At 64.1% G+C, this 25731-nt stretch carries 22 protein-coding genes and 1 pseudogene; 22 read left to right on the top strand and 1 reads right to left on the bottom strand.

Annotated features, from left to right (window positions below):
- The first annotated feature begins 16 nt into the window (after positions 1-16).
- Together BM004_RS38500 and BM004_RS38495 are read left to right on the top strand one after the other, a co-directional pair.
- Positions 17-3631: an indolepyruvate ferredoxin oxidoreductase family protein gene (locus tag BM004_RS38500; protein ID WP_093221881.1), complete on the top strand. Its 3615-nt coding sequence runs from the start codon at positions 17-19 to the stop codon at positions 3629-3631.
- Between the two features lie 132 nt (positions 3632-3763).
- Positions 3764-4186: an SgcJ/EcaC family oxidoreductase gene (locus BM004_RS38495; protein WP_093221879.1), complete on the top strand. Its 423-nt coding sequence runs from the start codon at positions 3764-3766 to the stop codon at positions 4184-4186.
- A 305-nt stretch (positions 4187-4491) separates the two neighbouring features.
- Here the strand turns inward: BM004_RS38495 and BM004_RS38490 are convergent, their stop codons facing one another.
- On the bottom strand, positions 4492-11214 hold the full coding sequence (locus BM004_RS38490; RefSeq protein WP_093221876.1) for an autotransporter outer membrane beta-barrel domain-containing protein: 6723 nt from the start codon (positions 11212-11214) through the stop codon (positions 4492-4494).
- A 406-nt stretch (positions 11215-11620) separates the two neighbouring features.
- On the opposite strand from BM004_RS38490, the gene BM004_RS38485 reads away from it, so the two are divergent.
- The 20 genes and pseudogenes from BM004_RS38485 to BM004_RS41110 all read left to right on the top strand — a co-directional run.
- Entirely contained in the window at positions 11621-12211 is a 591-nt protein-coding gene (locus tag BM004_RS38485; RefSeq protein WP_093221873.1) for an immunity 22 family protein, read from the top strand.
- Complete coding sequence (locus tag BM004_RS38480) at positions 12208-12645, top strand: hypothetical protein (RefSeq protein WP_093221870.1); 438 nt, start codon at positions 12208-12210, stop codon at positions 12643-12645. The genes BM004_RS38485 and BM004_RS38480 overlap by 4 nt, the downstream gene beginning before the upstream one ends.
- Before the next feature lie 106 nt (positions 12646-12751).
- The gene (locus BM004_RS38475) at positions 12752-14341 is read left to right on the top strand and encodes a hypothetical protein (RefSeq protein WP_093221867.1); all 1590 of its coding nucleotides are present in this window, start codon (positions 12752-12754) and stop codon (positions 14339-14341) included.
- A gap of 287 nt (positions 14342-14628) precedes the next feature.
- Positions 14629-15144: a hypothetical protein gene (locus BM004_RS38470; RefSeq protein ID WP_093221865.1), complete on the top strand. Its 516-nt coding sequence runs from the start codon at positions 14629-14631 to the stop codon at positions 15142-15144.
- Between the two features lie 415 nt (positions 15145-15559).
- Positions 15560-15985 (top strand): NIF family HAD-type phosphatase, encoded by a 426-nt coding sequence (locus BM004_RS38465; protein WP_093221863.1) that lies wholly within the window; start codon positions 15560-15562, stop codon positions 15983-15985.
- A 198-nt stretch (positions 15986-16183) separates the two neighbouring features.
- Positions 16184-16813 carry a LysE family translocator gene (locus tag BM004_RS38460; protein WP_093221934.1) on the top strand — a complete coding sequence of 210 codons (630 nt, stop codon included), beginning with the start codon at positions 16184-16186 and terminating at the stop codon, positions 16811-16813.
- A gap of 111 nt (positions 16814-16924) precedes the next feature.
- Positions 16925-17200 carry a hypothetical protein gene (locus BM004_RS38455; RefSeq protein WP_093221861.1) on the top strand — a complete coding sequence of 92 codons (276 nt, stop codon included), beginning with the start codon at positions 16925-16927 and terminating at the stop codon, positions 17198-17200.
- Positions 17201-17644: 444 nt separating this feature from the next.
- Entirely contained in the window at positions 17645-18205 is a 561-nt protein-coding gene (locus tag BM004_RS38450) for a hypothetical protein (RefSeq protein ID WP_093221859.1), read from the top strand.
- Positions 18206-18338: 133 nt separating this feature from the next.
- Positions 18339-18695, top strand: a complete 357-nt coding sequence (locus BM004_RS38445) for a GNAT family N-acetyltransferase (RefSeq protein ID WP_093221931.1) — start codon at positions 18339-18341, stop codon at positions 18693-18695.
- Positions 18696-18782: 87 nt separating this feature from the next.
- Positions 18783-19100, top strand: coding sequence for a hypothetical protein (locus tag BM004_RS38440; protein WP_143072657.1), 318 nt, complete (start codon positions 18783-18785; stop codon positions 19098-19100).
- A gap of 101 nt (positions 19101-19201) precedes the next feature.
- Positions 19202-19870, top strand: coding sequence for a hypothetical protein (locus tag BM004_RS41120; protein ID WP_143072656.1), 669 nt, complete (start codon positions 19202-19204; stop codon positions 19868-19870).
- Between the two features lie 187 nt (positions 19871-20057).
- Positions 20058-20603 carry a hypothetical protein gene (locus tag BM004_RS38435; protein ID WP_143072655.1) on the top strand — a complete coding sequence of 182 codons (546 nt, stop codon included), beginning with the start codon at positions 20058-20060 and terminating at the stop codon, positions 20601-20603.
- 585 nt (positions 20604-21188) lie between these two features.
- Positions 21189-21560, top strand: coding sequence for a DUF7674 family protein (locus BM004_RS38425; protein ID WP_093221849.1), 372 nt, complete (start codon positions 21189-21191; stop codon positions 21558-21560).
- Between the two features lie 292 nt (positions 21561-21852).
- Complete coding sequence (locus BM004_RS38420) at positions 21853-22449, top strand: hypothetical protein (protein ID WP_093221847.1); 597 nt, start codon at positions 21853-21855, stop codon at positions 22447-22449.
- A gap of 321 nt (positions 22450-22770) precedes the next feature.
- The gene (locus BM004_RS38415) at positions 22771-23208 is read left to right on the top strand and encodes a hypothetical protein (RefSeq protein ID WP_143072654.1); all 438 of its coding nucleotides are present in this window, start codon (positions 22771-22773) and stop codon (positions 23206-23208) included.
- Positions 23209-23284: 76 nt separating this feature from the next.
- On the top strand, positions 23285-23809 hold the full coding sequence (locus tag BM004_RS41115) for a hypothetical protein (RefSeq protein ID WP_143072653.1): 525 nt from the start codon (positions 23285-23287) through the stop codon (positions 23807-23809).
- A gap of 358 nt (positions 23810-24167) precedes the next feature.
- Positions 24168-24671, top strand: a complete 504-nt coding sequence (locus tag BM004_RS38410; protein WP_256220265.1) for a tetratricopeptide repeat protein — start codon at positions 24168-24170, stop codon at positions 24669-24671.
- 115 nt (positions 24672-24786) lie between these two features.
- Positions 24787-25290, top strand: a complete 504-nt coding sequence (locus BM004_RS38405; RefSeq protein ID WP_093221842.1) for a GNAT family N-acetyltransferase — start codon at positions 24787-24789, stop codon at positions 25288-25290.
- Positions 25291-25401: 111 nt separating this feature from the next.
- A complete protein-coding gene (locus BM004_RS38400; RefSeq protein WP_177206765.1) occupies positions 25402-25638 on the top strand; it encodes a hypothetical protein in 237 nt (78 codons plus the stop codon).
- A pseudogene (locus BM004_RS41110) lies at positions 25610-25731 on the top strand (IS3 family transposase); the annotation flags it as partial. The gene BM004_RS38400 and the pseudogene BM004_RS41110, both read left to right, overlap by 29 nt.

Raw genomic sequence — 25731 nt, 5'->3', positions numbered from 1 at the left:
CAGAACAATTCGGGGCATGAACGCCCCACTTCCCACGGCCGCACTCAGACGGCCCGACTACCAGCTTTCCGACAACCTCTGGGCCGACGCCGGCTCGGTCTTCCTCACCGGCACGCAGGCGCTGATCCGCATCCTCGCGATGCAGGGCCAGCGCGACGCGGCGCGCGGCCTGCACACGCAGGGCTTCGTCAGCGGCTACCGCGGCTCGCCGCTGGGCATGGTCGACCAGGCGATCTGGAAGGCCGGCGAGCGCTTCAAGAAGACCGGCATCCGCTTCGTGCCGGCCGTGAACGAGGAACTGGCCGCCACGCAGGTGCTGGGCACGCAGCGCGTGGAGTCGGACCCCGAGCGCACCGTCGACGGCGTGTACGCCATGTGGTACGGCAAGGGCCCTGGCGTGGACCGCGCGGGCGACGCGCTCAAGCACGGCAACGCCTACGGCTCGTCGCCGCGCGGCGGCGTGCTGGTGGTGGCGGGCGACGACCACGGCTGCGTGTCGTCGTCGATGCCGCACCAGAGCGACCACGCCTTCATGGCCTGGCGCATGCCCGTGATGCAGCCGGCCAGCGTGGCCGAGTACCTGGAGTTCGGCCTGTACGGCTACGAGCTGTCGCGCTACTCGGGAGCCTGGGTCGGCATGGCGGCGCTGTCCGAAATCGTGGAGAGCGCGGGCACCGTGGACCTGGACGCCGTCAACGCGCGCGTCGCGGCCTGGGAAGACGCCGACGCCGTGCGCGCGGCCACCGGCCACCGCGCGCCGCCCGACGGCCTGCACTACCGCTGGCCCGACCTGCCGTCGCTGCGCATCGAGTCGCGGCTGGAGGACAAGCTCGCGGCCGTGGCCGCCTTCACCCAGCGCAACAGCATCGACCGCCACGTCATCGTGAGCCCGCATGCCAAGGTGGGCATCGTCACCTGCGGCAAGGCGCACCACGACCTGATGGAAGTGCTGCGCCGGCTCGAGCTCTCGCCCGAGCAGCTCGCGCGCGCCGGTGTGCGCCTGTACAAGGTGGGCCTGAGCTTTCCGCTGGAGCAGACGCGCCTCAAGGCCTTTGCGCAGGGGCTCGAAGAAATCCTCATCGTCGAGGAGAAGGGCGCGGTGGTCGAGTCGCAGCTGCGCGACATCTTCTACAACGCCCCCGCCGACGCACGCCCCGTGCTCGTGGGCAAGCACGACCGCGAGGGCCAGCCGCTGGTGTCGGCGCTGGGCGAGCTGCGCCCCTCGCGCCTCATCGAGCTGGTGGCGCACTGGCTGGCCGTGCACTTCCCCGACAACCGCGACCTGGGCGACCACCTGCAGCACGTGCGCGACTTCACGCCGCCCGACCTGCTGGGCAACGCGAGCGACGCCGTCAAGCGCCTGCCGTACTTCTGCGCGGGCTGCCCGCACAACACCAGCACCAAGGTGCCCGAAGGCTCGACCGCGCGCGCGGGCATCGGCTGCCACTTCATGGCCAACTGGATGGACCGCAGCACCGCGGGCCTGATCCAGATGGGCGGCGAGGGCGTCGACTGGATCTCGCACGCCATGTTCACCAAGACGCCGCACGTGTTCCAGAACCTGGGCGACGGCACCTACTACCACTCGGGCTATCTCGCCATCCGCCAGGCCGTGGCGGCCAAGGCCACGCTGACCTACAAGATCCTGTTCAACGACGCGGTTGCCATGACCGGCGGCCAGCCGGTGGACGGCGTCATCAGCGTGGACGCCATTGCGCGCCAGGTGGAATCCGAAGGCGTCACCAAGGTGGTGGTGGTGAGCGACGCCATCGGCAAGTACGACGCCATCAGGAACCGCTTTCCGCAAGGCACCGAGTTCCACGACCGCGCCGCGCTCGACGACGTGCAGCGCCGCCTGCGCGAGATGGCCGGCGTGACCGTGCTGATCTACGAACAGACCTGCGCCGCCGAGAAACGCCGCCGCCGCAAGAAGGGCGAACTGGCCGACCCGCCCAAGCGCCTGTACATCAACGAAGCCGTGTGCGAAGGCTGCGGCGACTGCACCGTGCAGAGCAACTGCGTGGCCGTGCTGCCGCAGGAAACGCCCATGGGCCGCAAGCGCAAGATCGACCAGACCAGCTGCAACAAGGACTACTCCTGCGCCAAGGGCTTCTGCCCCAGCTTCGTGGGCGTCACCGGCGGCAAGCTGCGCCGCAAGAGCGGCGCGCTGGCGGCCGGGCGCGACGCCTTCCTGCACCGCGTGGCCGCACTGCCGCACCCCGCGGCGCATGCCTGGACCGCGCCGTACGACCTGCTGGTGACCGGTGTGGGCGGCACCGGCGTGGTGACGGTGGGCGCCGTCATTGCGATGGCCGCGCACCTCGAAGGCAAGTCGGCCAGCGTGCTCGACTTCATGGGCTTCGCGCAGAAGGGCGGCTCGGTGCTGAGCTTCGTGCGCCTGGCCGATGCGCCCGAGCGGCTGAACCAGGTGCGCATCGACACCCAGCAGGCCGACGCCATCCTGGCCTGCGACGTGGTGGTGGGCGCCTCGCCCGACGCGCTGCAGACGGTGCGCCACGGCCGCACGCGCGTGCTGGCCAACGTGCACGAGATTCCCGTGGCCGAGTCGCTGCGCAACCCCGATGCCGACCTGCACGTCGACCTGCTGCTGGAGAAGATGCGCTTCGTCGCCGGCGAGGAACAGGTCGAGACCTTCGACGCGCAGAGCCTGGCTGAGGAGTTCCTGGGGGACACGCTGGCCTCGAACATCGTGGCCACCGGCTATGCATGGCAGCGCGGCCTGGTGCCGCTGAGCCTCGAGGCGCTGATGCACGCGATCGAACTCAACGGCGTGGCCGTGGCGGCCAACCAGTCGGCCTTCTCGCTGGGCCGCCTGGCCGCCGGCGATGCCGCGGCGCTCGACCAGTTGCGCGCCGCGCCGGCCGCAGCGCCGTCGCAGCAGGCCGACGATCGCCCGCTGGAAACGCTGATAGCCGATGCTCGCCTTCACCTCACCGGTTACCAGAACGCGGCGTGGGCGACGCGCTTCGAAACCCGCATTCGCGCGCTGCAGGCGGTCGAGTCCGCGCTGCCGGGCGGCGATGCGAGCCTGCCCTTCACGCGCAACGCGGCGCGCAGCCTGCTGAAGCTCATGAGCTACAAGGACGAGTACGAGGTGGCGCGCCTGTACACCGACGGTGCGTTCCTGCAGAAGCTCAAGGACCAGTTCGAAGGCGACCTGAAGCTCGAGTTCCACATGGCACCGCCGCTGATTTCGCGCCCCGCGAATGGGCAGGCGCCCGCCAAGGTGCGCCTGGGCGCGTGGATGCTGCCGGCGATGAAGTGGCTGGCGCACGGCAAGCGGTTGCGCGGCACGGCGTTCGACCTGTTCGGCCACACCGAGGAGCGGCGCACCGAGCGCGAACTGATCTCGCATTTCGAAGGCCTGCTGCAGGGCATGTCGGGCGAGCTGACGGCCGACAACCAGTCGACCGCCGCGCGCGTGGCGGCCCTGCCGATGTCGGTGCGCGGCTTCGGGCACGTGAAGCTTGCGAACCTGGAATCGGCGCGCATTCGCGAGGCCGAGTTGCTGCACCGCTTCGCGCCGTTGCGCTATGCGAAGCCGGCCACCGCTGCTGCGGCGGCGGGGCAGATCCGGGGCATTGCGATCGTGGCCGGTACGAGCGTCTGAAGGGGCGGGGGCTTGTCCGAGGTGTCGGCTTGCCCCTGAAGCGCTCACGAAGATACTCTGGAGGTACGCGCAAGGAAGCCGATCGCGCAAGCGCTGAATTGCATCGTTGCTTCACATGTTCGGAGGATCCGGATGAGACAACCCGAAGACGTTCCCCAGGCGTTTCAGACCGCCTGGAACAGCCACGACATGGCGTCCCTTGGTGCCCTGTTCCATGACGACGCGACATTCGTGAACCGGTTCGGGCACTACGTGCGCGGCGTCGACGCCATCGTCGCCCTGCATGCCCCCATCCACTCGACCATCTACAGCGACTCCACGCTCGAGAACGAGCTGATCGACGTGACCGCCATCAACGACGACGCCGCAGTCGCGCACTTCTGGAGCCGCCTCACGGCCGGCGCGGCTCACCCGGCAGGTCCGCACGCGGTCGACACGTTGATCCTTGCGGTACTGACGCGCCAGAGTGGCGAGTGGCGCATCAAGGCGCTCGAGAACGTCACCTTGACGGATCCTCGGACGGGAGAGACGGTGTTGAGGCAGCGGCCGGCCTGATCGCAGCTCGAACCCCAAGCCACGCAGGAAATTGCAGAGGCCGCGGGATCTCAGGCCACCGCACACGACAAGCGCAGGTATCTGGCCGAAGCGAAGCCGGCTGCCGCATCACTGGAGCCGCAAGCGCTGTGCATCGGCTGTCCCGACGGTGCTCGAAGCAGCGCAGCAACGTCTTTCCGCCTTACACGTGCGTCTTTCGCGTCGACGTCGAGCCAGCGGTCACAGGCGGTTCGAATACCGCGACGTCGACAGTCCTGACGCCTTCGTGTGCCGGGCTGTAGACAGCCCTTCACCACTTCGCCACTTCACCACTTCACGCGAACGCCGAGCGAGCCGTTGATCGAGCTCTTGACCTTCGCATTGCCACCCGATGACCAGAGCTTGCCGATTTCGCCGTAGAGACTGGTCGACTGGCTCAGGGCCAGCGTGAAGCCGCCGGCCAGCTCGGTGCTGGTGCCGCCGGTGGGTGCCGCGATGTCGGTCGTGGTCGCGCCGCTCACGAAGCGTGCGATGTCGGTGCCGCTCGAAGTCTTGTAGACATTGAAGCGGCCGTAAGGCTGCAGCGTGCCCATGCCGGTGTCGATCTGGCCCTTCACGCGAACACCTGCCCGCGCGATCCAGCCGCTGTCGGTTTGCGGTTGCGCAATGGCGCCGGCGATGGCCGAATTGTTCAGGTCCATGTGGTGATGGATCAGCTGCAGCTGCGGTTCGACAGTCCAGCCGCTGCCGCCGATCGCGAAGGCTTGTCCCACTTCGATGGAGCCCAAGAGGCTGTTGCCCTTGCCGCCGACGCCGGCACTGGCGAGCGGCTCGACCGTGTAGCGGTGGCGGCCCGACTGCACCACGGCGTCGGCGTAGAAGCCGCTGTCGCCGGTGTAGGTGCCGTAGATGCCCACGTACTGGCTGCGAAGATCGCTGCGGCCGACGCCCAGGTTCTGGATGCCGCTGGCGAAACCGTTGACGCGCGCATCGCCGTCGAGCTGGCCGACGTAGATGCCGGCGCGCCAGTTAGGCGTGGCCAACAAGTCGGTGCCGGCCTGGAAGCCCGTCAGGCGGCCCTTGCTCTTCGGCGACACGGCCCCGCCCTGCTGGATGTCGATGTCCGCCGAGAGCACGCGCGCCCAGGCACGACGGTCGGGCCCGGCCTGCAGGGTCGCCCCGCCCTTGACGTCGTCGTCACCCACGCGCTTGCGCACATCCCCCAGCATCGCAAGGCTGCCCTGGCGCAGCTGGCTCGGCAGCGCTGCGTACAGCGAAGCCTCCGCGCGATAAGTGACCACCGGGACGCCTGGGGTGCCGGGCGTCCCGGGCACCCCCGGCGGCGTGGCCGCGTTGGTGCTCGAGCGCAGGAACCAGTTCTCGCCGGCGCCGCTGGCATCGGCCGCGTACAGCCGGTACTCGTACGCGCCGGCATCGACGTGGCCGCCTGCGAGCGCGAACGCGTCCTTCGTCGTCTGCGCCGTGGTGGTCGCGCCGCTCTGCGCGCTGATCACCTCGATGCCGTTGCCCACAGTGAGCGCCCCCAGGCCGCCGAGGTTCGCGACCTGCACGCTCGTCTTGCCGGTGGCCGTGCCGCCGTTGATCACCAGGCGGTCCGACGGACCCGTGCCGCTCAGCGCGGTGCCGAGCCGCAGCACGCCGTTGTTGCCGGCGTAGTTGCCGTTCACCGTGAGCGTGGCCCCCGCCGTCGCACCGGCCAGCGATACCGTGCCGCTGTTGGCAAGCGAGGCCACGCTCTGGCTCAGGCCCGCAAGGTCGAGCGTGGCACCCGAAGCCACGCTGTGTGCCGAAGCCGCGCTCAGCGTGTTCACGGCACCGGCCTTCAACGTGCCCTGCGCCACGTTCGTTGCCCCGGTGTAGGTGTTGGCCCCCGACAGCGTCAGCGTGCCCGTGCCCTGCTTGGTGATGAAGCCGCCGCCGCTGATGCCGCCGCTCAGCGCGCCGTCGAAGGCGCCGGTGTCGATGACCGGGTCGTTCTGCCCCGTGAGCCGGATCGCGTTGGCGATGGTCACGTGGTCCGCGCTGAAGCCCAGCGTGGTGTCGTCGTCCATCGTCAGCGCGCCGGTGCCCAGGGCCTGGCTGTGGCCCACGTCCAGGCGCCCCTGCCGCAACGCCGTGCCGCCGGTGTAGCTGTTGGCGCCCGAGAGCGTGAGCGTGCCGCTGCCGACCTTGACGATCGCGCCGCCGGTGCCCGCGCCGGGTTGGGCGAACTGGCTGCCCTTGTCGCTGATGGCGCCGGCAATCACGTCGTTGCCGTTCGCGCGCCCGAGCGTGAGCTGCGTGGCGCCCAGCACCACGGCGCCCGCGCCGGAGAGCTCGCCCACCTCGAAGCCGCCCTTGGCGGTCACGCCCGACACGTCGAGCGTGCCGCCCTGGGCATTGGCGATGGTGGCCTTGGCGGCCGACGCGGTGTCCGCGAAGTACACGGTGCCGCCGCTCAGGTTGTCGATCTTCGCGCTGCCCGCGGATGCCGCGTTCGTGAAACCCACCAGGCTCTTGTCGCCGTTGACGATGGTCGCGCTGCCCGCGCTGCTGCCTTGCAGAAAATTCACACTGCCGCCGAGGTTGGCGACAGTGGCGCCGGCCGCGGTGCTCGTATCGCCGAACGACAGCGAGTTTGCGTCCGCCGCCTGCCAACCCGCACCGTTGACCGCGAGCTTCGCGGTGCCTGCGGTCGAAGCGCCAGCGAACGCCAGAAGGTTGCCGCCGTCGGTGCCGCCCGCGCGGCCGACCGTGTAGCTGTTGGCGCCCGCGTCGGCCGCGTTCGCGAACACCAGCCGGGTGCCGTTGCCTTGCTGCTGCACCGGGCCCGTGCCCAGCGTGCCGCCGGTGCCCACAGAAATGGTGGCGCCGCCTTGCAGGACGGTGCCGCCGATGTAGTCGTTGGGCGTGGCCACCGCCAGCGTGCCGCCCTTGCCCGTGACCGTGAGCGCACCCGGCCCCGTGATGCCGCCGACCGCGCCGAACACGCTGCCCGCCACGTCCAGCGTGCCGCCGGAAATGCCCAGCGTGATCGCCCGGTTCGACGTGACCGGCCCCGCCGCGCCCGCGATGCGCAATGCGCCGCCGTCCAGCGTGAGCCCGCCGCTGGCCGCGCCCAGGTTGGTGTCGGCGCTGATCTGCAGCACGCCGCCGTGCACCGTGGTTCCGCCCGTGTAGTCGTTGGCGCCGCCCAGCACCAGCGTGCCGCCGTCTTCCTTCGCGATGCCGCCCGCGCCGGTGATCTTCGAGCTGATGGTGGCCGTCATGCCCGCGCTGGCGGCGGTGCCGTCGCCCACGCGCAGGTTGGTGCCGGCCGTGGTGATGGTGAGCGGGTCGCCCGCCACCGTGTAGCCGTCGATTGCGAATTGCGCGCCGCCGATGCGCACCGCGCCGCCCGCGCCCGTGTTGTCGACGGTGACGGTGCCGGCGGTGCCGCCGAAGACGGCGAAGCCGCCCTGCGCCCAGGGCGCGTTGGCGCTGCCGGCCACGTCGGTCCAGCCGTCCGCGGGCGTGCCGGCGCGCCAGGTGCCGCTGCCGCCGCTGACCTTGCTGTCGTTGTAGTTGGCGCTGTTCCCGCCGTCCCACATGTTCAGCACGAGGCCCGAGGTGTTGATCAGGTTCACCTGGTTCGCCACGCTGGTTTGCAGCACCAGGTTGCTCGCGGCCACCGGCGCCGTGCCGATGGCGATGCCGTTGTCGGTCAGCGTGCCGGTGTAGTTGATGAGGCGGTACAGCCCCGCGCCGAACACCCCGCCCGCCGACTGCGTGACATTGACCGAACCGCCCAGCACCAGGTTGCCGTCGACGTTGAGCAGGTCGTTCAGCGGCCCGCCCGCCATGCCCGCCTGGCCCAGGTCGAAATCGATGTTCGAGCCCGCGGCCAGCGTGAGCGCGCCGGTGCGCATGGCGCTCACGCCGTTGCCCACCGACAGCCGCGCGCCGCTGGCGATGGCGACCGGGCCGGCGATGCTGCCGCTGCCCGTGAGCTGCGCGCCCGAATTGACCTGCACGGCACTGGCACCCGTGGCGCTGCCCGCCGTGTTCATGACCGACAGCGTGCCGCTGTTGACGGTGGTGCCGCCGGTGTAGAGGCTGCCCTGCGTCAGCACCAGCGCGCTGGCGCCGTTTTTCACCAGCGACCCCGCGCCGGTCAGCTTGCCGCCGAATGCCAGCACGTCGCTGGACGCCAGCGTGAGCGTGGCGTTCAGCACCATGTCGTTGGCCAGGGAGAGCGCCGTGCTCCCGTCGAGCGTGGCCGCGCCGCCCACCGTGAGCGCGCCGCTGCCCAGCGCCACGTTGCTGCCCAGCCGCAGCGTGCCGGCGTTCAGCGTGGTGCCGCCCTGGAAGCTGCTGGCCGCGCCCATGAGCGACAGCACGCCCGCGCCGTCCTTCACCAGTGCGCCGCCGCCGGTCACGTTGCCGGCCAGCGTGAGCGCCGATGCGTTGGCCAGCGAAAGCCGGCTGCCCGCGTTCAGGGTCACGTCGTTGGCCAGCGTCATCGCGCCCGGGGTGCCCAGCGCCACGTTGCCGCCGATGGTCAGCGCACCCGTGCCGAGCGCATTGGCCGCCGCGATGTCCACGCGGCCCGCGTTGGCCGTGAGCCCGCCGCTGAAGCCGCTGTTGTTGCCGTCGAGCGCGAGGGTGCCGGTGCCGTTCTTGACCAACGTGCCCGACCCTGTGACGGTGCTGGCCAGCACCGTGTCGGCGGCCGTGCCGAAGGTCAACCGCTTCGCGCCGAGCGCCAGGCCGGAGCCGGCCACGCCTTGCAGGTCGCCGATGGTCTGTGCGCCGCCCGCACCGATGTCGAAGCTCGCGCCTGCCGCGGCGATGTTGACCGCCGTGGTCAGGGCCAGGTTGCCACCCGCGCCCAGGGCCAGCGTGCCCGCTTGGATGGTGGCGGTGACCGGGGCCAGCGGCCTGTCGATCGTCCAGGTGCCGCTGCCGGCCTTGACCAGGTCGCCGCCGAAGGTGGTCGCGCCCGTGACCGCGTCCGAATAGGCCTGGCTGCCGGTCCCGTCCAGCGTGAGCGTGGACCCGGACACGGAACCGATGCTCAGGTAGCCGGCAATCTGCCCGCCGCTGTGCAAGGTCACCTGGTTCGCCTTGCCGGTGTTCAGGTTCACGCCGCCGTTGATCTGCCCGGCGTTGCTGATGTTCGACGTGCCGCCTTGCACCACGACGCCGATGCTGCCGGAAATCGTCGAGCCGGCCGTGTTCGTCACGTTCGCGTTCCCGATGATTGCCAGCCCCAGGTCGTTGGTCGAAACGATGGAACTGCCGCCGCTGTTCAAGACCGTGCCCCCGGCGAAGAAGACCGCGGCGTAGCCGGACGCCCGGACCGATCCGCCCAGCGTGTTGTTGAGCGTGCTCGTCGCCGTCTGGGCCTGTATGCCGCGGTCGACGCCGATGATGCTGCCGCCGCTGTTGTTGACCGTGCCTCCGCCGTCCAGGGGCATCGCCAGGTGGCCGTAGACGGTGCCGCTGTTGTTGACGGTGGCCGTTCCCGCCGCGCCTTGCACGCCGTAGCCGATGCCGGGCACGCCGACGGTGCCCGCGTTGGTCAGCACCCCGCCGTTGTTGACGATGACATGGCCGGTCACCGCCCCGGAGGCCAGTTGCAGCGTGGCGTTGTTTCCCTTGGTGTCGTCCACCGTCGTGGAGGCGTTGACCAGGCCGTTGCCCGTGGCCAGCATCGTGCCGCCCGCCACCGCCGCCGCCTGGAGGCCGGGGTTGTCGCCGGTCACGCGCGTGATGCCCGTGCCGTCCTGGATGAGGCGGGCGGCGCCGGCGATGGCGCCCGACAGCGTGAGGTCGCGGGCGCCCCGCACCGTCAGCCTGCCCGGCAGGCTCACCGCGTTGGTCAGCACGATGCCGTCCGCGGTCGGCTCGATGGCGCCGCCGCCGCCGATCAGGTTCGCCGCGCCGAAGGCCGTGGCGGCGCTGAACTGGGCCAGGCCGCCCGAGAACTTGAAATCGGCGGTGGCGGGGGTGGCCGCGCCGCTCAGTGCCCAGGTGCCGCCGGTCACGGCGACGTGCTGGAAGTTGAGGTACTTGTCCATCGCCAGCGCGCCGGCGCCGGTGGCGGTCGCGTCGCCGCCAGAGGCGGCATTCTGCAGGCGCAGCGTGTTGCTGCCCGCGGCCCCGCCGTCGACGAAGCCGGTCGGCGCAAAGGCCAGGTCCATGCCGGTGACGGCCAGTTGCGGCGCACCCGCGCTGTCGCCCATGTCCACCACCGAGCCGGTGACGGCGGCAAAGGTGTTGCTCACCCCGCCGCCCATCGACAGGCTCCCGTGCAGCGTGCCGGCATTGACAAAGGTGTTGCCGGCGCCGCCGTCGAAGCCGATGCGGCCGACCACGATGCCGGTGCTGGTGTTGGTGAAGCTGATCACGCCCTTGCCGTAGACGGCGATCACCGGCGCGTCGGCGGACGAGGTGGCAGGAGGCGCACCTGCGATCAGCCCGGTATCGATCAGCCCTGCATTGGTGATCTGGCTCGCGCCCGCGTTCTGCATGTCCACCGCGACGCCGTCGAGACCGCCCAGCGGGGTGCCGAACGGGCCGCGGCCGCCACGGATGGTGCCGTCGTTGAAGATCGTGCGGTTCGACGCGCTGGCGCTGCCCATCTGCACGCCGATGCTCGAGCCGCTCGGCGGCCCCATCAGCCCCACGTCGATCGTTCCGGAATTGTTGAGCCGCACGTTGTCGCCAGACAGGAACATCGCGGTGCCGCCCGCCCCCAACAGCACGCCGACCGTGGCCCCGCTGTTGACATTGACGGTCTGGTTGTCGAGCGCGGAAGAATACGAAGGTGACAGGAGATTGGCCGGGCCGACGCAGTTCACCACGCCCCCCACGGGGAGGCAGACGGCCCACGAAGGCGGCGCCACCGCGCACAGGCCCGCCGTCAGAAAAAGGGCGGCCGTGTTGCGCGCACCTGATGTTGCGGCGCGGCCGCTGCTGCGCTTGCCACGCGCACGCGTGATTTCAGAAGCGGCGACCCAGGCGCCCAGCGTGGCATTCCAGACGGACGTGAAGGTGATGTTCATGCCCCTGCAAGGGGCAACATGCGTGCCGTTGCGTGAACCTTCACAACGGCACGGCGCGCCTAGACCTAAAGGGTTCATTCGTCCGAAAAGCGAGCACCTTCGAATTCGTCTTTAAGCGCCGTGTCGGCAGATGGCGGCGGCGTGTTACGTGACGGCACACGGGTTGCACGACGTAACGCCGGCGGGCGCGAGGTGTGCCACACCAAGCAGGGAAGGGTTGCGATGCATCGCATGGGTTGTGCGCCGGCTGTGTCTTCACCTTCGCAGTCATGGGAATGCCTGCCGAAGCTGCACGCCAGAGCGCTGTGTCCGACGACTATCATCGCCACGAACAAAATTCCCGGGAACCGATTGCGAGCGTTGGCGCCGCAGCGTGCGCCGGCTCACAGTGATTGGAAGAGGACACATGACCAAAGATCGCCATTCGGATGATTTCAAGCGCCAGCTGGTGGACGAAGCGCTCAACCGCACGCCGACCGGAGGTTTCCCCGAGCTGGAGAAACGGCACGGATTGAAGTCCGGCACGCTGTTCGACTGGGTCGAGACCTACGGTCCGCCGAGTCCCCCCGCACCGTTCTCGGCACTGCATTTCTGGATCGGCACGACGACGATGTCCGAAGCGGATTTCGGCGCCTACTTCGATGCTGCGGACGACTACTGGTCGCACGAAGTCGAGGACATCGAGGACTCCGATGTCGATCTGACCGGCTGCGGCTTCTGCGTCGACATGGGAATGCGTTTTCTCTACGACGAAGACCTGCTGCTCGTCATTCGGCTGGACGCACCGGTTGCCGTCAGAGAGCTGGTGGAGATGAGCACGCTGGAATCGGAAGAGTCCGTGCAGGCGATCGTCGCAGCCTGTGCCGGCCAGCGCATCCACACTGCGAACGCGATGTTCGCCTATGCGGATCCGACCGAGCCCGTCGAGAACGCAACAAGGCTGTACAACGGCGTGCCCTACATCGGCCTCTTCCAGAGCAAGGACGCGAAGAAGTGACGAATTTCGATTTCGAGGCACTGCTGGGGCTGCAGCTGAAAGACGACAAGGTCATCGAGCTGTTGGAGCTGCGGGACATGCAAGTCGTCTACGACTTCGACCGGACGCACGAGAACCTCGAGGACGTGTATTGGGCCGCAGCCCCCAAGTCCGGCTTTCAGTTTCGATTCGACCAGGAGCAGAAGCTGGACGTCGTTTTTCTCTACATCGCAGCCAGCGAGGGCTTCGAGCCGGTCGCGCGCGATGAGGTGGGCATTCCCCTGTTCGAAACCTTCGACGAGGCCAGGCAGGCACTCACGCAGGCGGGCATTTCGCTGAAAGAAAGCCCGGATGAAAAATGGTGGATCAAAGGCGATTTCGGGGCCAACACACGGCACTACGAATTCCGGAAGGACGCGCTCTTCCGTGTCACGTTGAGCAGCAAAGCGGCTTAGCTCGCAAGCCTTCCCACGCAGGCAAGAGCCCGGACATTTTCACGAAGCCGGCTTGTAGACTCGTCGGTCCGGCGCGAGCACGCCACCTCCATCGAGTACGACATTCATGACACAGCAGGTGCTGTCGCCCGGCGATGTGCTGGGCTTTCCGATCGAGCGCATCGGCCGCTTTGGTGCCTGCCAGGTCGTGGCAAAAAATGCCGCGAATGACCAGGTCACCGTCACGCTGCTCGATTGGGTCGGCGAAGCAATGCCGACGCTGAACGACGTGGCCGATGCGCCGCGGCTCGTGAAGAGCTTCATGTTCTGGCAGCCACGCGAGATCGTCGACAACGTGCCGCTGCCAGCGCCCTCGAAGTACCGTGCAATCGGCACGCTGCCGGTACGCGGGAGCACGGAGTCCAACAGCCATGGCGGCTGGAACTTCGACGACATCGTCGCTCGGCAGCACCGTTGGAATACCTTGCCCGCCGAGCTGACCGCCGCGTTCAAGGCAAGCCTCGACACCGCGCAGACGGCCGTGATTCCTGGCCTGGAGTGCACCCGCAGCGGCGAGCCCATGCAAACGCGTCTTGCGGCCGCACGCAGCTTTCGCGACGACGGCGGCTACCGCATCGCCGACGAGTTCCGCATGGCGTCGCTGTGCGCGTGGCCCGCGCTGTACCAGGTGTTTCTGCAGCGCTGGCGCGACGACCTGGTGCCGTTCCTGGAGTCGGCCTCGCTGGTGTCGGAGCTGTCGCTCGTCGGGCATGGGCAACGCGAGATCGACCTTTCGCGCACGCATATCGACCGGCTTGTCATCGACATCGACGGCCTCGAGCGGCTGGTGCTTCCGCAAAGCCTCAGCATGCTGATCGTGCACGGCAAAAGCGGGACCAACAGCTACACCTCCGTCGATGAGCTGGTGGACGTGCCCAGTGCAGAGACCCCCGATGCGAGTGCGCTCACGCACGTCGTGGCCGAGCAGAACGGCCGCTGGATCTCGGTGCAGGCCCATGGCGCGGTGCCGCCCTTGCATGGACTCGACCAAGCGCGGGGGCTGCGCCTGGACGCGGTGAGCAAGCTCGACCTCTGTGACGTGGCCGACAGCTTTCCCGACATCGGGTACCTGCATCTGTTCGGCGCCCCCGGCGAGTTGACTGAACTGGCGGCGCTGGCGGAATTGCCGAAGCTCGAGGCGCTGTGGCTGTGCGACCTGTTCGGCTACGGCCCGGAAGACTTTCCAGCGCCCGACGCGCTCCCGGTGCTGACGAGCCTGAGCCTGGACAGCGTGCCTGCCGAGGTTGCGGCCGGCGTGCGCAAGGCGTTCAAGAAAACGCCGCGCGTTGCGCTGTCGGTGCGCAAGCCGCGGTCGCCCGAATGGCTTTCGGAGAATCTGGAAAACCCGCTGCGGCATTGGGATGGCCGAGAGGGCATTCCGGCTGCCGTGGTCAAGAAGACGCGCGCGGCCTTCGTGTCCGCGCTGCGGCAGGTGCGGGAGGCCGACGCAACGCGAACCGACGATGCGGCATACACCGCCCGCGTCACCCAGGCAGCCGCGGACTTTCTCGCGGTAGTCGGCGGGCTGAACCGCAAGCACGGCTTTCTCTACACGCTGGAGCGCGACGAGGTGGTTGATGCGGTGAACATGCTCACGGTGCGGCTTTCTCACGAGGCACGAGCGGCGCTGGATCTCGAAGAGGCGTTGGACGATTGAGCCGGGCGGCCCCTTCAACGAGGTGAGCTCGGTCAACGCGAATGTCGAGACGCGCGACTGACAAGGGGCAGATTTCGATCGCGGCGTTTGGCCCGGTGCACGGGCCGCGCGAAGAACAACTCCGAAGTTGTGGGCGCTCTGGAAGTTGCGCCGCGGCCCACATCGGCTTGAGTCCATGACCACTCTCGCACAGATCGAGAGACCGCTTCGCAGCGCACGCCAGCTAAAGTTGCCGGCCAGAAACCGACTTTCTACTTCGCCTTTCACCCAGCCAATGAGATCTTTCCATGCATAAAGTGTCCCGCCTGCGAGCTCTCGTCCTCGGCCTCTTTGCATTGACCACCCTGCACGTATCGGCCGGGCAGGACAGCAATCTGGAGGACGGGCTCGCCAATGCGTTGCGCCTGAAAAGTGGCTCTGCCCAAAGAACCGGAACATCCGGAAAGGCCATCCAGGCCTACATGCATGCCGGGCTGATCGGCAAGAAGCCGACTCAGCGCATCGACTACACCGACTACTACCTGCTCCGCAAACCCGCGGGCTTCATGGGCCACGAGTTGGTGGTCATCGAGGAAGAGTACATGGCCCAGTATGTGGGGTGCTGCGTCAGTCCGGGTGCGGGCGTGTCGGTGAAAGTGAAGGGCCGCACAGACAACCTGGAGGCCTTTGCGCGCCAGAACAAATGCGCCTTCACCGACAAGGTCGACCTTCAACGGACGCTTCGCGACGTGAGCGTCAAGGTTGCACTGCCCGCGGCCAGGTATGCGACCTTGAGTTGCCGAGAGCGGGATGCCGAGCGTTGATGCTGGAAAGAGAATGATCTCTTTTTCTTCAGCAGCGGCGCGATGCCGCCAGAGGAAGCCAGTCGCCGCGATGGCGTCGATGAGGTGTGCAAACAGCAGGCCCGGGTCGATGGCACTCCAGCGCAGTCACCGCGCATTGAATGAACCCAGAGCTTCGATCGAGCAAGGTGGTCTTGCCTCGCTGCTTCGTGATAACGCGTTTCCGCGCCAGGCTGCATTCAGGCCGACCAGACGCGTGTCTGGCCCTTGCGAGTCAGTGTGAAGGCAAGCGCTGGCCCTGTACCGGGCCTTCATTCAGACGTTCATGAAGTGAACTGCCTGGACGCGCAGGCTGCTGCCTTGCGTTGTTCGGTTGGGCGCACGCTTGAATCCGCTGCCGCAGGCTGCCTTTCGCCAACCAAACCGATATCTGCTCATGACCAACTACGTTCTTGCCCTCGATCTCGAAGGAACCTTGATCTCGAATGCGATGAGCCAAATTCCCCGCCCGGGTCTGGCAGATTTCCTGACGCGTTGCGCCGAGATTTTCCCTCGCATCGTCATGTTCACCACCGTCAAGGAAGATCGATTCAGAACGATCGCGCGCTTGCTGGTGGATGAAGGGGTCGCACCCGATTGGTTTTCGGCTGTCGAATACATCACTTGGCACGGGGAGACAAAGGACCTTCGGTTTGTCCCCGGTGTGCCTCCGCACCAGGTGTTGCTGGTGGACGACTTTGAGAAATACGTACATCCGGGCCAGGAAGCGCAATGGCTGCAGATCGAGTACTTCGACTATCCCTACAGTTCGACAGATAACGGGCTTGCCAAGATGCTTCAAGTCCTGGAGGCGCGTGCTTGACTTATGGCCGTGTGAAAGTTCTGAGGCGCTGAACGCGTTTGCGTTGTTTGAAGAATCAAGGCTCAAGCTGTACGTCCGATTCGGCCCATTCTTGATGCTTGCGTGACTGGCAAAGCCTTCGCGGCTTGCCTTTGGCGCGGCTCGGCTATCTTGCTTTCCCTCTGAAGCTGCACGCAAACAAGTGCTAAAACGATGTCCATGTTCACCACCAACACCATGCTTGCCTACGTCGCCGCCTGCCTGCTTGTTGTCGTCTCGCCGGGACCGGACAACATTCTTGCGGTCAGCCGCGGGCTGAGCCAGGGGCGCGCGGCCGCTGCGCTCACTTCCATCGGCGCGGGGCTCGGCATCATGTTCCATACATTGGCCGCCACGGTGGGCCTGTCGCTGATCATCCAGAATTCGCCAGGCGCCTTCTGGGTGGTGAAAGCCGTCGGCGCGCTCTACCTGCTGTGGCTCGGCTACAAGGCGCTGGCATCGGGCAACCTGATCTCGTTCGCACCCACCGCGAAGTTGTCGCTGAGCCGCGTGTTCCTTACTGGCGTGATGTCCAACGTGTTGAACCCCAAGCCTGGCCTGTTCGTGCTGGCCTTCCTGCCGCAGTTCGTGGATGCGGCGCGAGGGTCGGTGCAAATCCAGATGCTGGTCTATGGTGCGATCTTCGCGGTGCTCACCGCGCTGATCTTCACGGCGATAGGCAGCTTTGCCTCGAAGCTCGCAGGCTGGTTGTCTGCTCGTCCTCGGGTCATCAAGGGAATGAACGTCGGCGCCGGGCTGACGTTCATTGCCGCCGGGCTGTCGGTGCTGACGCTCAAGAACCGGGCGTAGCTTCGCGGATGCCAAGTAGGCTCGGCGCGACCGGCCGAATGCGGCCATGACTGGACTGTCGCTGCCGACAGCCGATGGGGTCTCCTTCACGCTTCACGGACAATCTGGACCATGATTTTTTCCTGGGTAATGCTCACTGCAGCTGCCGTCTTTGGATATCTCGCCTATGACGCTGCGCGCCTTTCGACGCCGGGGAAGGATGTTCCTTACTCTCTGACCGCAAAGGGTTGGGCTGAGGACGTTGCCCATGTCTCGCTTGCAGAACAACAAAAGCGAAAGCAGTACAACGCCACCCGCGGCATCGGCGACCTCGGCCAGTCTGTCTGGCTCTTCGGCGTCCTATGCGTCGGCTGCCTGGCGTCAGCGGGTTGCTCCTTCTATGCTTGACTAAGCGGCTCAGAACGGCCATACCGGTCGTTCGCTTCGGCGGCAAAATGCGGTGAGACGGAGCCTAGAAGCAGAGCGTCATCAGTAATAGCGATAAAAATGCAACGCGGTCAAAAATCCTATATTTGCATCCACGTTTTCGACGACGTGAAGCCGGTCCTCCTTGTCTCGAGAGAGGGCGGCAGCTGGTGCTTCGTCTGCGGCGGGGAGCACGATGACAATGCTTCTGAATATAGGGTTGTCGGGATGGGGCATTTGCTCGATCGCGACCCTAGCCTGAATGCATTGCTAGATTTGGCTTCCGAGTGGGAGGCAGAGCGGGCCGATGTTCACTCTCCTTGGATTCGCACGAGGTGCGCGCTTGATGACTAGCGTCTCAGGAAGACGACTCTCGGCCAAGAGCAGCCCCTCGCCGCGGTCCTTCAATACACAAGCTGAGCCACGATGAATAGATACGAAGCTGCCGCTGTAGCCGTCCGCACTGAATTGGTCCTTGCGCTTCGGGACGCCCGCGCGGACTTCGAGGCCCTGCCGGGGCCGACCACAGGACGGCCCATTTCGGGAATGTCGCTCGACTTGCACATCCAGCACGGCTATGTCGCAGTCTCGCTGCGCACCGATGAAGAGAAATGGGAACAGACCCATATTGGCGACTGGCAACACGCGCAGTTCCTTTCGTCGTTGCAAGACTCCCCTGATACAGCCATGTCCCGTTTGGCTGCCGTCGTAGTCGAGCTGTACAACGAGGTGAGGGAGGACGACGTCTTGGGGCTCGCCGACCGACGTCACATGTTGTACTTGGTGGCTGCAGAAGCTGTGCTGAACGAGGAGGTCGCAATCGTGCTCAACGAATTGGGAATCGAAGCGCCTGTGTTTGGCGAGGAGCTTGGCTCCGCGCCCTTTGCATTCTTTGTGTACGACGCAGACGAAATGCTGACGGTGAACTACTGTGATGTAGTGCGCGCCCACCGGGTTACCGCTCGAGTTCTGCGCAACGAGGCTTAACGGCTTGCGGCCACAAGCAGGCGGTCGCGAACACCACTCCTTTATGAAAACTTTGTCTTCAGAAATTCGGCCTGCCTCTGTCACAGACGTGAGCGCAATGTTCAAAGTCAGGGCATCGGTCGGAGAAAACACGATGACTGCCGACGAGCTTTCGGCGATAGGCGTCACGCCGGAAGCCGTCGCCCTTGCTGTCCGTAGCGCGCCTTGTTCGTGGGTTGCGACCATCGATGAGGAAGTCGTTGGTTTCGCCATGGTCGACTTGGACGACGCGTGCCTGTTTGCCCTGTTTGTGTTGCCCGAACATGAGGGTTGCGGGATAGGCACGCGCCTGACCCGGACCTGTGAACGCGCGTTGTTCGAACGGCACCCTGCCGCGTGGCTCGAAACCGCGAACAGGAGTCGCGCTGCGCGGCTCTATCGTCACCTCGGATGGGGTAGCGAAGTGGAGATTGGTGACGGAGACATCCGGCTGACGAAACAGCGGCCATGACCACTTCAGGCCGAGAAGCCTTTAGGCACGAGCGGCTACAGTCGGCCAGAAGCAGATCTTGCGCCCTAACCCTTATCACCATCGACCATGGCATTCAATCTGACGCACCGTTACGGCAGCATGGACTCGGGCAGTTCCAACTCTGACTTCCTGGCGTTGTTGCGCGAGCTTGACGATTGGCCGGAAGATACCGAGCATGGTTCAGTGGCAGTCACCCATGAATCCGAGTGGAGCTTGGCTGCATCACGGGGCGGCTACATCACCTTCGAGAATCTCGAAGCTGAGGGCAGAGGCGAACGACACATGGACGAGGTGCCAGCAAGCAAGATTCTCGAGCTGTTCCGACATCTGGTTGAGGGAAATCTTGCGGCTATCGAGCAGGAGCCTTGGCTACCCGGCTACTAGCCAGCACAGACGGAAACCGGCCACAACCGGTCGGTCGCGCCGCGGGAAAAAATTCGCCTGAGACCAGACTTTCAAACGACAACGCAAGCCGTACCCGATCCATGTTGAAGTTGCGCCGCATATTTTTGATTGACCGCAGATTGATGATCGCTGCCCTATCTCTCGCGTCGAGCTTGTCATCACAGGCGGGCAACAAAGAGAAGCAGGAGGTTCTTGAGATAGCTAGGACGGAACGGGCTGCCTTCATCGTCGGGTTTGGGGGCGCTTTAAAGGACTGGTGCAAACGGAAAAAACAGTCTTGTGTTTCGGAGGTGCTAGTCCGACCTAACGGTATGACAGTACCTACACCGTACGATCAACTGCGTGTCGACTTCATGTCGAACCTCAACGGGAAGACCGAGGTCGGGCGGTTCGTCCAGCCAGCCCCCGCGAGCCGCTTCAAACCTCGCGAAGTCAATTTCTCAGATCGAATGCAAGTTGCCCTGAGCCCATTCACCTGGGATCGTCTGGAGATTCGAGCGAACAGCGCTCCGAGTCAGATCGAACCGCTTACGGCATGGGCAACTCGTTGGATAGACCTTGGTGACGCCAAAGCTGTCGCCAGCGGTAAACAGCAGAAAGTCATTCATTCTGTGGTCTACCCGTCGGTGGAGGGAGGCCGCTGGAAAACAGAAATCGACTTGGGTACTGCTCCGCCAGAAGCAATAGTTGACCTACTGGACGCCCTGGGTCAGATGGGGCTCAATCATGTTCAACTCGGTACGTTTTAAAGAAAATGTCGCATGCGGCAGTCTGCTTAGGGCCCCGCCCGGCAGCCGCCGCCAGGCTCCAGCCGGCCAGAACCGGTCGCTGGCAATGAGTGCTCAAATTACCGACAAGCGGACGTTCGAAGTCGGTTCAACGACAAGCAGGAACCGCGGCCATCCGTACATTAGCAATATTCCGATCGTTTGACCCATGACAACCTTCGCAGAACGCCGGAAGTCACTACCTTTGCAGCTAGCACTCGAAGGGCGGCGGTGGACGCTGTATCAGTTCAAGTCTGCGGAGAATGATCAGGTGAACTGGGGAATGAAAGTGCTGCGGCGTTTCATCTCTGTCGACGATTTAGTTCTCTGGGAGAATGGACGACAGCAGGTCAAGAGATTCATTGAAAGCGATGAGCTGCTTTCCTCACTGGTTAAATTCGTTCAGGCCGATGAGGTTGGTGAGGACTATTTGATCTACACGAAGCCGCCATACGACGGCGGCTACTCGTTGGCAATGCTGCACGATTGGCGCGCCCACGCAGACGATGGCGCTCCGCCCTCCGGGTGTATGAAGGCCGGCAACGCCGTTGCAACCTGCACGACAGATGCGATTGCAAAGGCCCTGCGTAAAGGGCACGAAGTAGATCGACCTTTGATCGAGTCGGCGCTCCTAGGCCCAGGCGATGACACCTTCTATTTTGCTGACGGCATCTGGTACGTTTATGACGTCACGCCGACGGGCGCGGCGAACTGAAGTCGGGGCTGATCCGTCGCAGCGTCAGGCTACAGTCGGCCACAACCAGTCGTTCGCCATGCGGGCACAATGCGACGAAATCCGGCCGTACTGCGGCCCTGCGACGTTATGAACGACCCGGTTCACATCAAACAGCTTTCAGTGGCTCACGCGCATCTTCGTTCTGCGAAGCGGTACGTTTCCCTGCGCCTGCCATCGGGCATACCGGATAACCATGTCGCTCTGGCGGAGGTGGAAAAGAAAGTTCCCGAGGAGGTATTGCTCACTTGCATGGACCTCCTAGCGGCGTGCGGTGTTCAGGAGCGCCCCCGAGGCGGCTTCTGGCGAGATATGGAACGAGCGGCTGAGACGCTTGGCCAGATGGAGCGAGCCACGACGTACCGTGCCCACTTCCTATTCACCCTCGGTAGTCCGCCCGACGAAACGAGCGAGGTACTGGGTGGCTAAGATTCCCGTCGCGGGGACGAAGCTCCGAAACGACGACCGGCTACAGTCGGCCATGACCGGACTTTCGCTCACGCCACCCAGTTTGCGATCTCCCTAAGGTCAGCGAGAACCCGGTCAGTCGCACACGAGACCCATTGAATGAGCAACACTTGCCGTACCTTGTTCGAGGACCTGGCCGCTGAGTCGCCGGCGCTGAAGGGAGCCTTTCAGGATGCGAAGAAATACTGGGCACCGGACGAGCCGCCGGTGACTTCGCTCTTAGCGACCTTTGCGAACTGTCTGGTAGATGCCTCTGCCGACCCAATGGTCCCCGGAATGGAGCGCGCTTTGCGCATCGTCGAAGCAGCAATGGTGAGCGGAGATGTCGACTTGGTCACCGCTGTCTCGACCGGCTTCATCGAGGGACTGGTCGCGTCGGCGGACCGGCATGGTGTTCTGACACAATTCCTCGCCGCACTTGGCCCGGTTTCTCGCAGCCACGCTGACCGGTGGCTATCCTTCGAGGGCTGAGATCGGCCGAGGCTGTGTGAAAACTCCCCGGAGTCATCTTTTCAGGGGTCCTTGACCCCTCGGCACATCCAAAAAGATGCAGCCTGGGCCCATCTGAGAGGTCGACTTTCGGATTGATGGCGATGGAATTGAGTTTTCATACAGCCTCGGCCAGCAGCGGACGGTCGGACATGCCGCCCAATCTGTAGCCTTTGCCCGCCATATGGTGTGGAATCCAACCGATATCCGACTGGCAAATTGCGGCTGACGACAGCCGAACACTGCCACTTTCTTGGAGCGAACGTTTTTAGCCATGCCCTACTACATTCGCGTGCTCAGCACGACCGAACGAACGCTACCGGCAAGCGATGTCGCGCGCTCACTCAAGAGTTCAACGCTGACCGTCGAGGCAGGAACGGATGACCAATGGGACGAACTGCTGCTGGTACACAAGACTGGGCGAGAAATTGCCGTGATTGAACGAAACCCTGTGTCCGATGGTTCGATGGCTGCAGAGGAGCTTGAGGAGTTCATTGACGAGCTTCAGGATGCCGAACCAGCGACGGGGGCTAAATGGCTTCGAGACTACTTGCCGAAGGTGAAGACCATCTATGCGATTCAAGTGTTGTCTGGCACAGATGAGGCTGAAGGTTGGTCCGAGCTGGGCTCCGTCAAGACTGCACTGTGGAACAAGCTCGGCGGAATTCTCCAAGCCGATGGCGAGGGCTTTTCCAACGAAGACGGCTATCACGTCGTCTGGCAGTTTTCCGATACAGCGTCAGGCCCGTGGTGGATGGGGTTGCTCAGGGAAGGTGAATGGGTGCACTTCGAGATGGAGCTGAGCGACAAGCGCCAGCGCGAACAGTTTTTGCAAGGAGAACTGCCCACCGGCGCTAAGCTCGCGACATAAACTGTGATGGCGGACCGTTTCGCAACACCCACGAGGGGCGTCTTTGACGTGATACACAGATACGCTGGACTCCGGTGGAGCGACGCGCCACCATAGGTGTCTACAGTCGGCCGAGGCTGTGTGAAAACGCTGGCGCTGTACCCATTGCATGAAAGCCGACCTCTCAGATCGCGCCAGGATCGACGATCAAGGGTTCGGGAATGGTTTGGCTACTCCCAAAAACACGATCTTCGAACGTTTTCACACAACCTCGGCCAGGACCGGACGTTCGGTCGCACCGCACCGCACGACATGTGTTGCAACTAAGTCAGGAGTTCGAAGTTGTTCAATCTGTTCGGCAGGAAGCCGCCTCCTCCTTCCCAATCAATCGAAGTGAGTGCTGGTAGTGGTACTACACGGGCAGATGCACTGGAAGACATCTTTTCCGATCTCATGTGGAACGCCGCGGGCTTGGTTTCCTACGCAAACGCACGGCATGGATACGGATGCGATGGTTACCAGGTTACCTACCGCACGGACCTTGACGAATATCTCATCGAAGTCGAAGGCATTGAAATCCCGGAAGGGTTCGTTCAGGTAAGCCACGGTCTGCAAGATGAACTCGAGTTCCAGATTACAGAAGATGAATATCTGACGGCTCTTCGTCGGTACCTGTTGATCCGGGGAAAGAACGAGTTGGCCCTAGAACTGAAGGGTGGGCAGCCCGTCACACTTACGCTGGCCGAACGCGTTCAGTGCATCGTGCGCGGCTATAGCTAGACGACTGTCGGCCAAGAGCGGACCTCTCCTCGCGTACTCAAAGCCTCAACGAATGATCAAAACGGATGACTGACACATGCTCGTCTCCACACCGCTTGGAGACCTCGCTTTTCAAGCGGACGTCGAGTTTGGACGGTCCCCGGTCGAATTCAGTTTGACGGACTTTCCTTTTCAGCCCGCGCTACCTTTGGGATCGGTGGTCGATGGCTGTATAGGCGTTGTCTTCAAATGCCAATCAGCCACTCAAATGCGTGGACTCCACTTCGAATGCGCGTGGTACGGAGCGTCGCCGTCATCTGGGTCCCCCGCCAGTGGTGAATGCTTGGATGCCCAGGAATGGTCGGACGAGAAACATGTCGTCCTTGTGGGCACCGAGGACTTCGACATTCTGCGCGATAGGCTAACGTCGGAGATCGTAATCCGTGAACGTCCGCATCCATACTTTATCGAATACAAGCATTCCGGTTTTGTGATCACGGTCGATCAAGTTCCTGCAAAAACAAGTCTTTCCCTGCATTTGTTGTTGCGTGGAACCGGTTACCAGAGCCCAGTGAAGCAGCCTGTTGGCTCGCAGTCGACACCCCGCATCGCGTTCTTCTGACATCAGCAGGCGCCAAGCCCACAGTGGCTTGGACTGCGAGTTCTTCCACAAAAAGATTCTGGTGATTCCGAGAGGCCACACTGTCGGATTAAGAATGGATGTTTACGGCATGGAACGCCTGCGCGAAGCCATTCAAGCCAAACAGCTGCGCGAGTAACTTTCTATGCGCGCAACGTTGCTCGATGATGAGGAAGCGACGTCATAGAGAACCCGCCAGAGCAGCTGCTTTTCAGTAAGACCTACTGTCGCTTCGGGCTCGTGGCTGCCGCTGATACGATGGCTGCCATCGGCCACAAGCAGCCGGTCGCGTCACCGGCACAATCCGGCTAAAAGGCGTCGTTCACAGCGGAGAGATGGCATGGTGTTTGGATCGTTCAGGAAGGACAAGAAGCCCACGCCGGCCCGAGCGGATGAAGCCGCCTCGCGGGCCGCTGCCGGACTGGAGCTCACTGACGAGATCCATGGCGAAATCAAGCGCCTGTGCGCGGTGGGCGATCAGCAGGCAAAGCGCGCTGAGTACGGCCTCGCCCTGACGTCTTACTGGGAAGCGTTTGACCTGGTGCCAGAACCCAAGACGGACTGGGACGCGAGCACATGGATCCTGGCCGCGATCGGCGACGCCAACTTTCTCGGTCACGACTTCACCGCAGGGCGAGACAACCTCTCGTTTGCGATGCGGTGTCCGGATGCGATTGGAAACCCGTTTCTGCACCTTCGACTTGGGCAGTGTCAGTTCGAGCTCGATGCACTGGACAGAGCCGCCGATGAACTGACGCGCGCATACATGGGCGGTGGACTAGGACTGTTCTCAGCGGAGGAGCCGAAGTACTTGGCATTCTTGAAGACCAGAATCACGATCTAGCGCTACAAACCTCGAAAACTCACGTCGACGACATTCGGCCAAGACCGGTCATTCGTGATGCTTGTTCGATCGGGCAAGATGTCGCAGCCTCCCTCAGATATTGCTAACACCTGAAATGCGGCAGCCTGTTTATCTTCGGCCATTTAAGTCGTCTGACGAGCGCGAGTTCCTTGCCTCGGTTAAGAAGAGTTGCGACCTTCACAGCCCTTGGACCTTGCCGCCATCCACGCCTGAACATTTTCGAGCGTACCTGGAACGAATGTCTGCTCCTGAAAATGCAGCATTTCTTGTTTGCCGGCATGCTGACGATTGCCTCGTCGGCGTCTTCAACATCACCAATATTGTCAGGGGCGCGTTCCAAAGTGGCTACCTCGGCTACTACGTTTTCGCCGGTCACGAGAGACAAGGCCTGATGCGAAAGGGGTTGGAAGCGGTAGCTCGATTTGCTTTCCAAAACCTCGAGTTGCATCGGTTGGAGGCCAACATCCAGCCGACCAACGTCGCCTCAATCGCGCTTGTGAAAGCCTGCGGCTTTCTGCAGGAAGGGTACTCACCTCGCTACTTGAAAATCAACGGGTGTTGGCACGATCACGAGCGATGGGCGATCCTCGCTCCATAGAAATTCAGCTGGCAGTGCTTCGACACCAGTCGGCCACAAGCAGACGGTCGCGACCACCACTCCTTTATGAGAATTTTGTCTCCAGAAATTCGGCCTGCCTCTGTCACAGACGTGAGCGCAATGTTCAAAGTCAGGGCATCGGTCGGAGAAAACACGATGACTGCCGGCGAGCTTTCGGCGATAGGCGTCACGCCGGAAGCCATCGCCCTTGCTGTCAGTAGCGCGCCTTGTTCGTGGGTTGCGACCATCGATGAGGAAGTCGTTGGTTTTGAATCGCCCCGGATTTTGTGGAGGCTCAACACTCTGAGAGGATTGAGCCATGAAGAAGTCGAACAAGTTTTCACCTGAGGTGCGTGAGCGCGCGGTGAGGATGGTGCAGGAGCACCGTGGGGAGTACCCGTCGCTGTGGGCGGCGATCGAATCGATTGCACCGAAGATCGG

Origin of the sequence: Variovorax sp. OK212 (genome assembly GCF_900112425.1) — a bacterium.
In the GTDB taxonomy this organism is placed as follows: domain Bacteria; phylum Pseudomonadota; class Gammaproteobacteria; order Burkholderiales; family Burkholderiaceae_C; genus Variovorax.
Note: the sequence above shows the minus strand (reverse complement) of the source record. Positions and strands in the feature narration are given on the sequence as shown.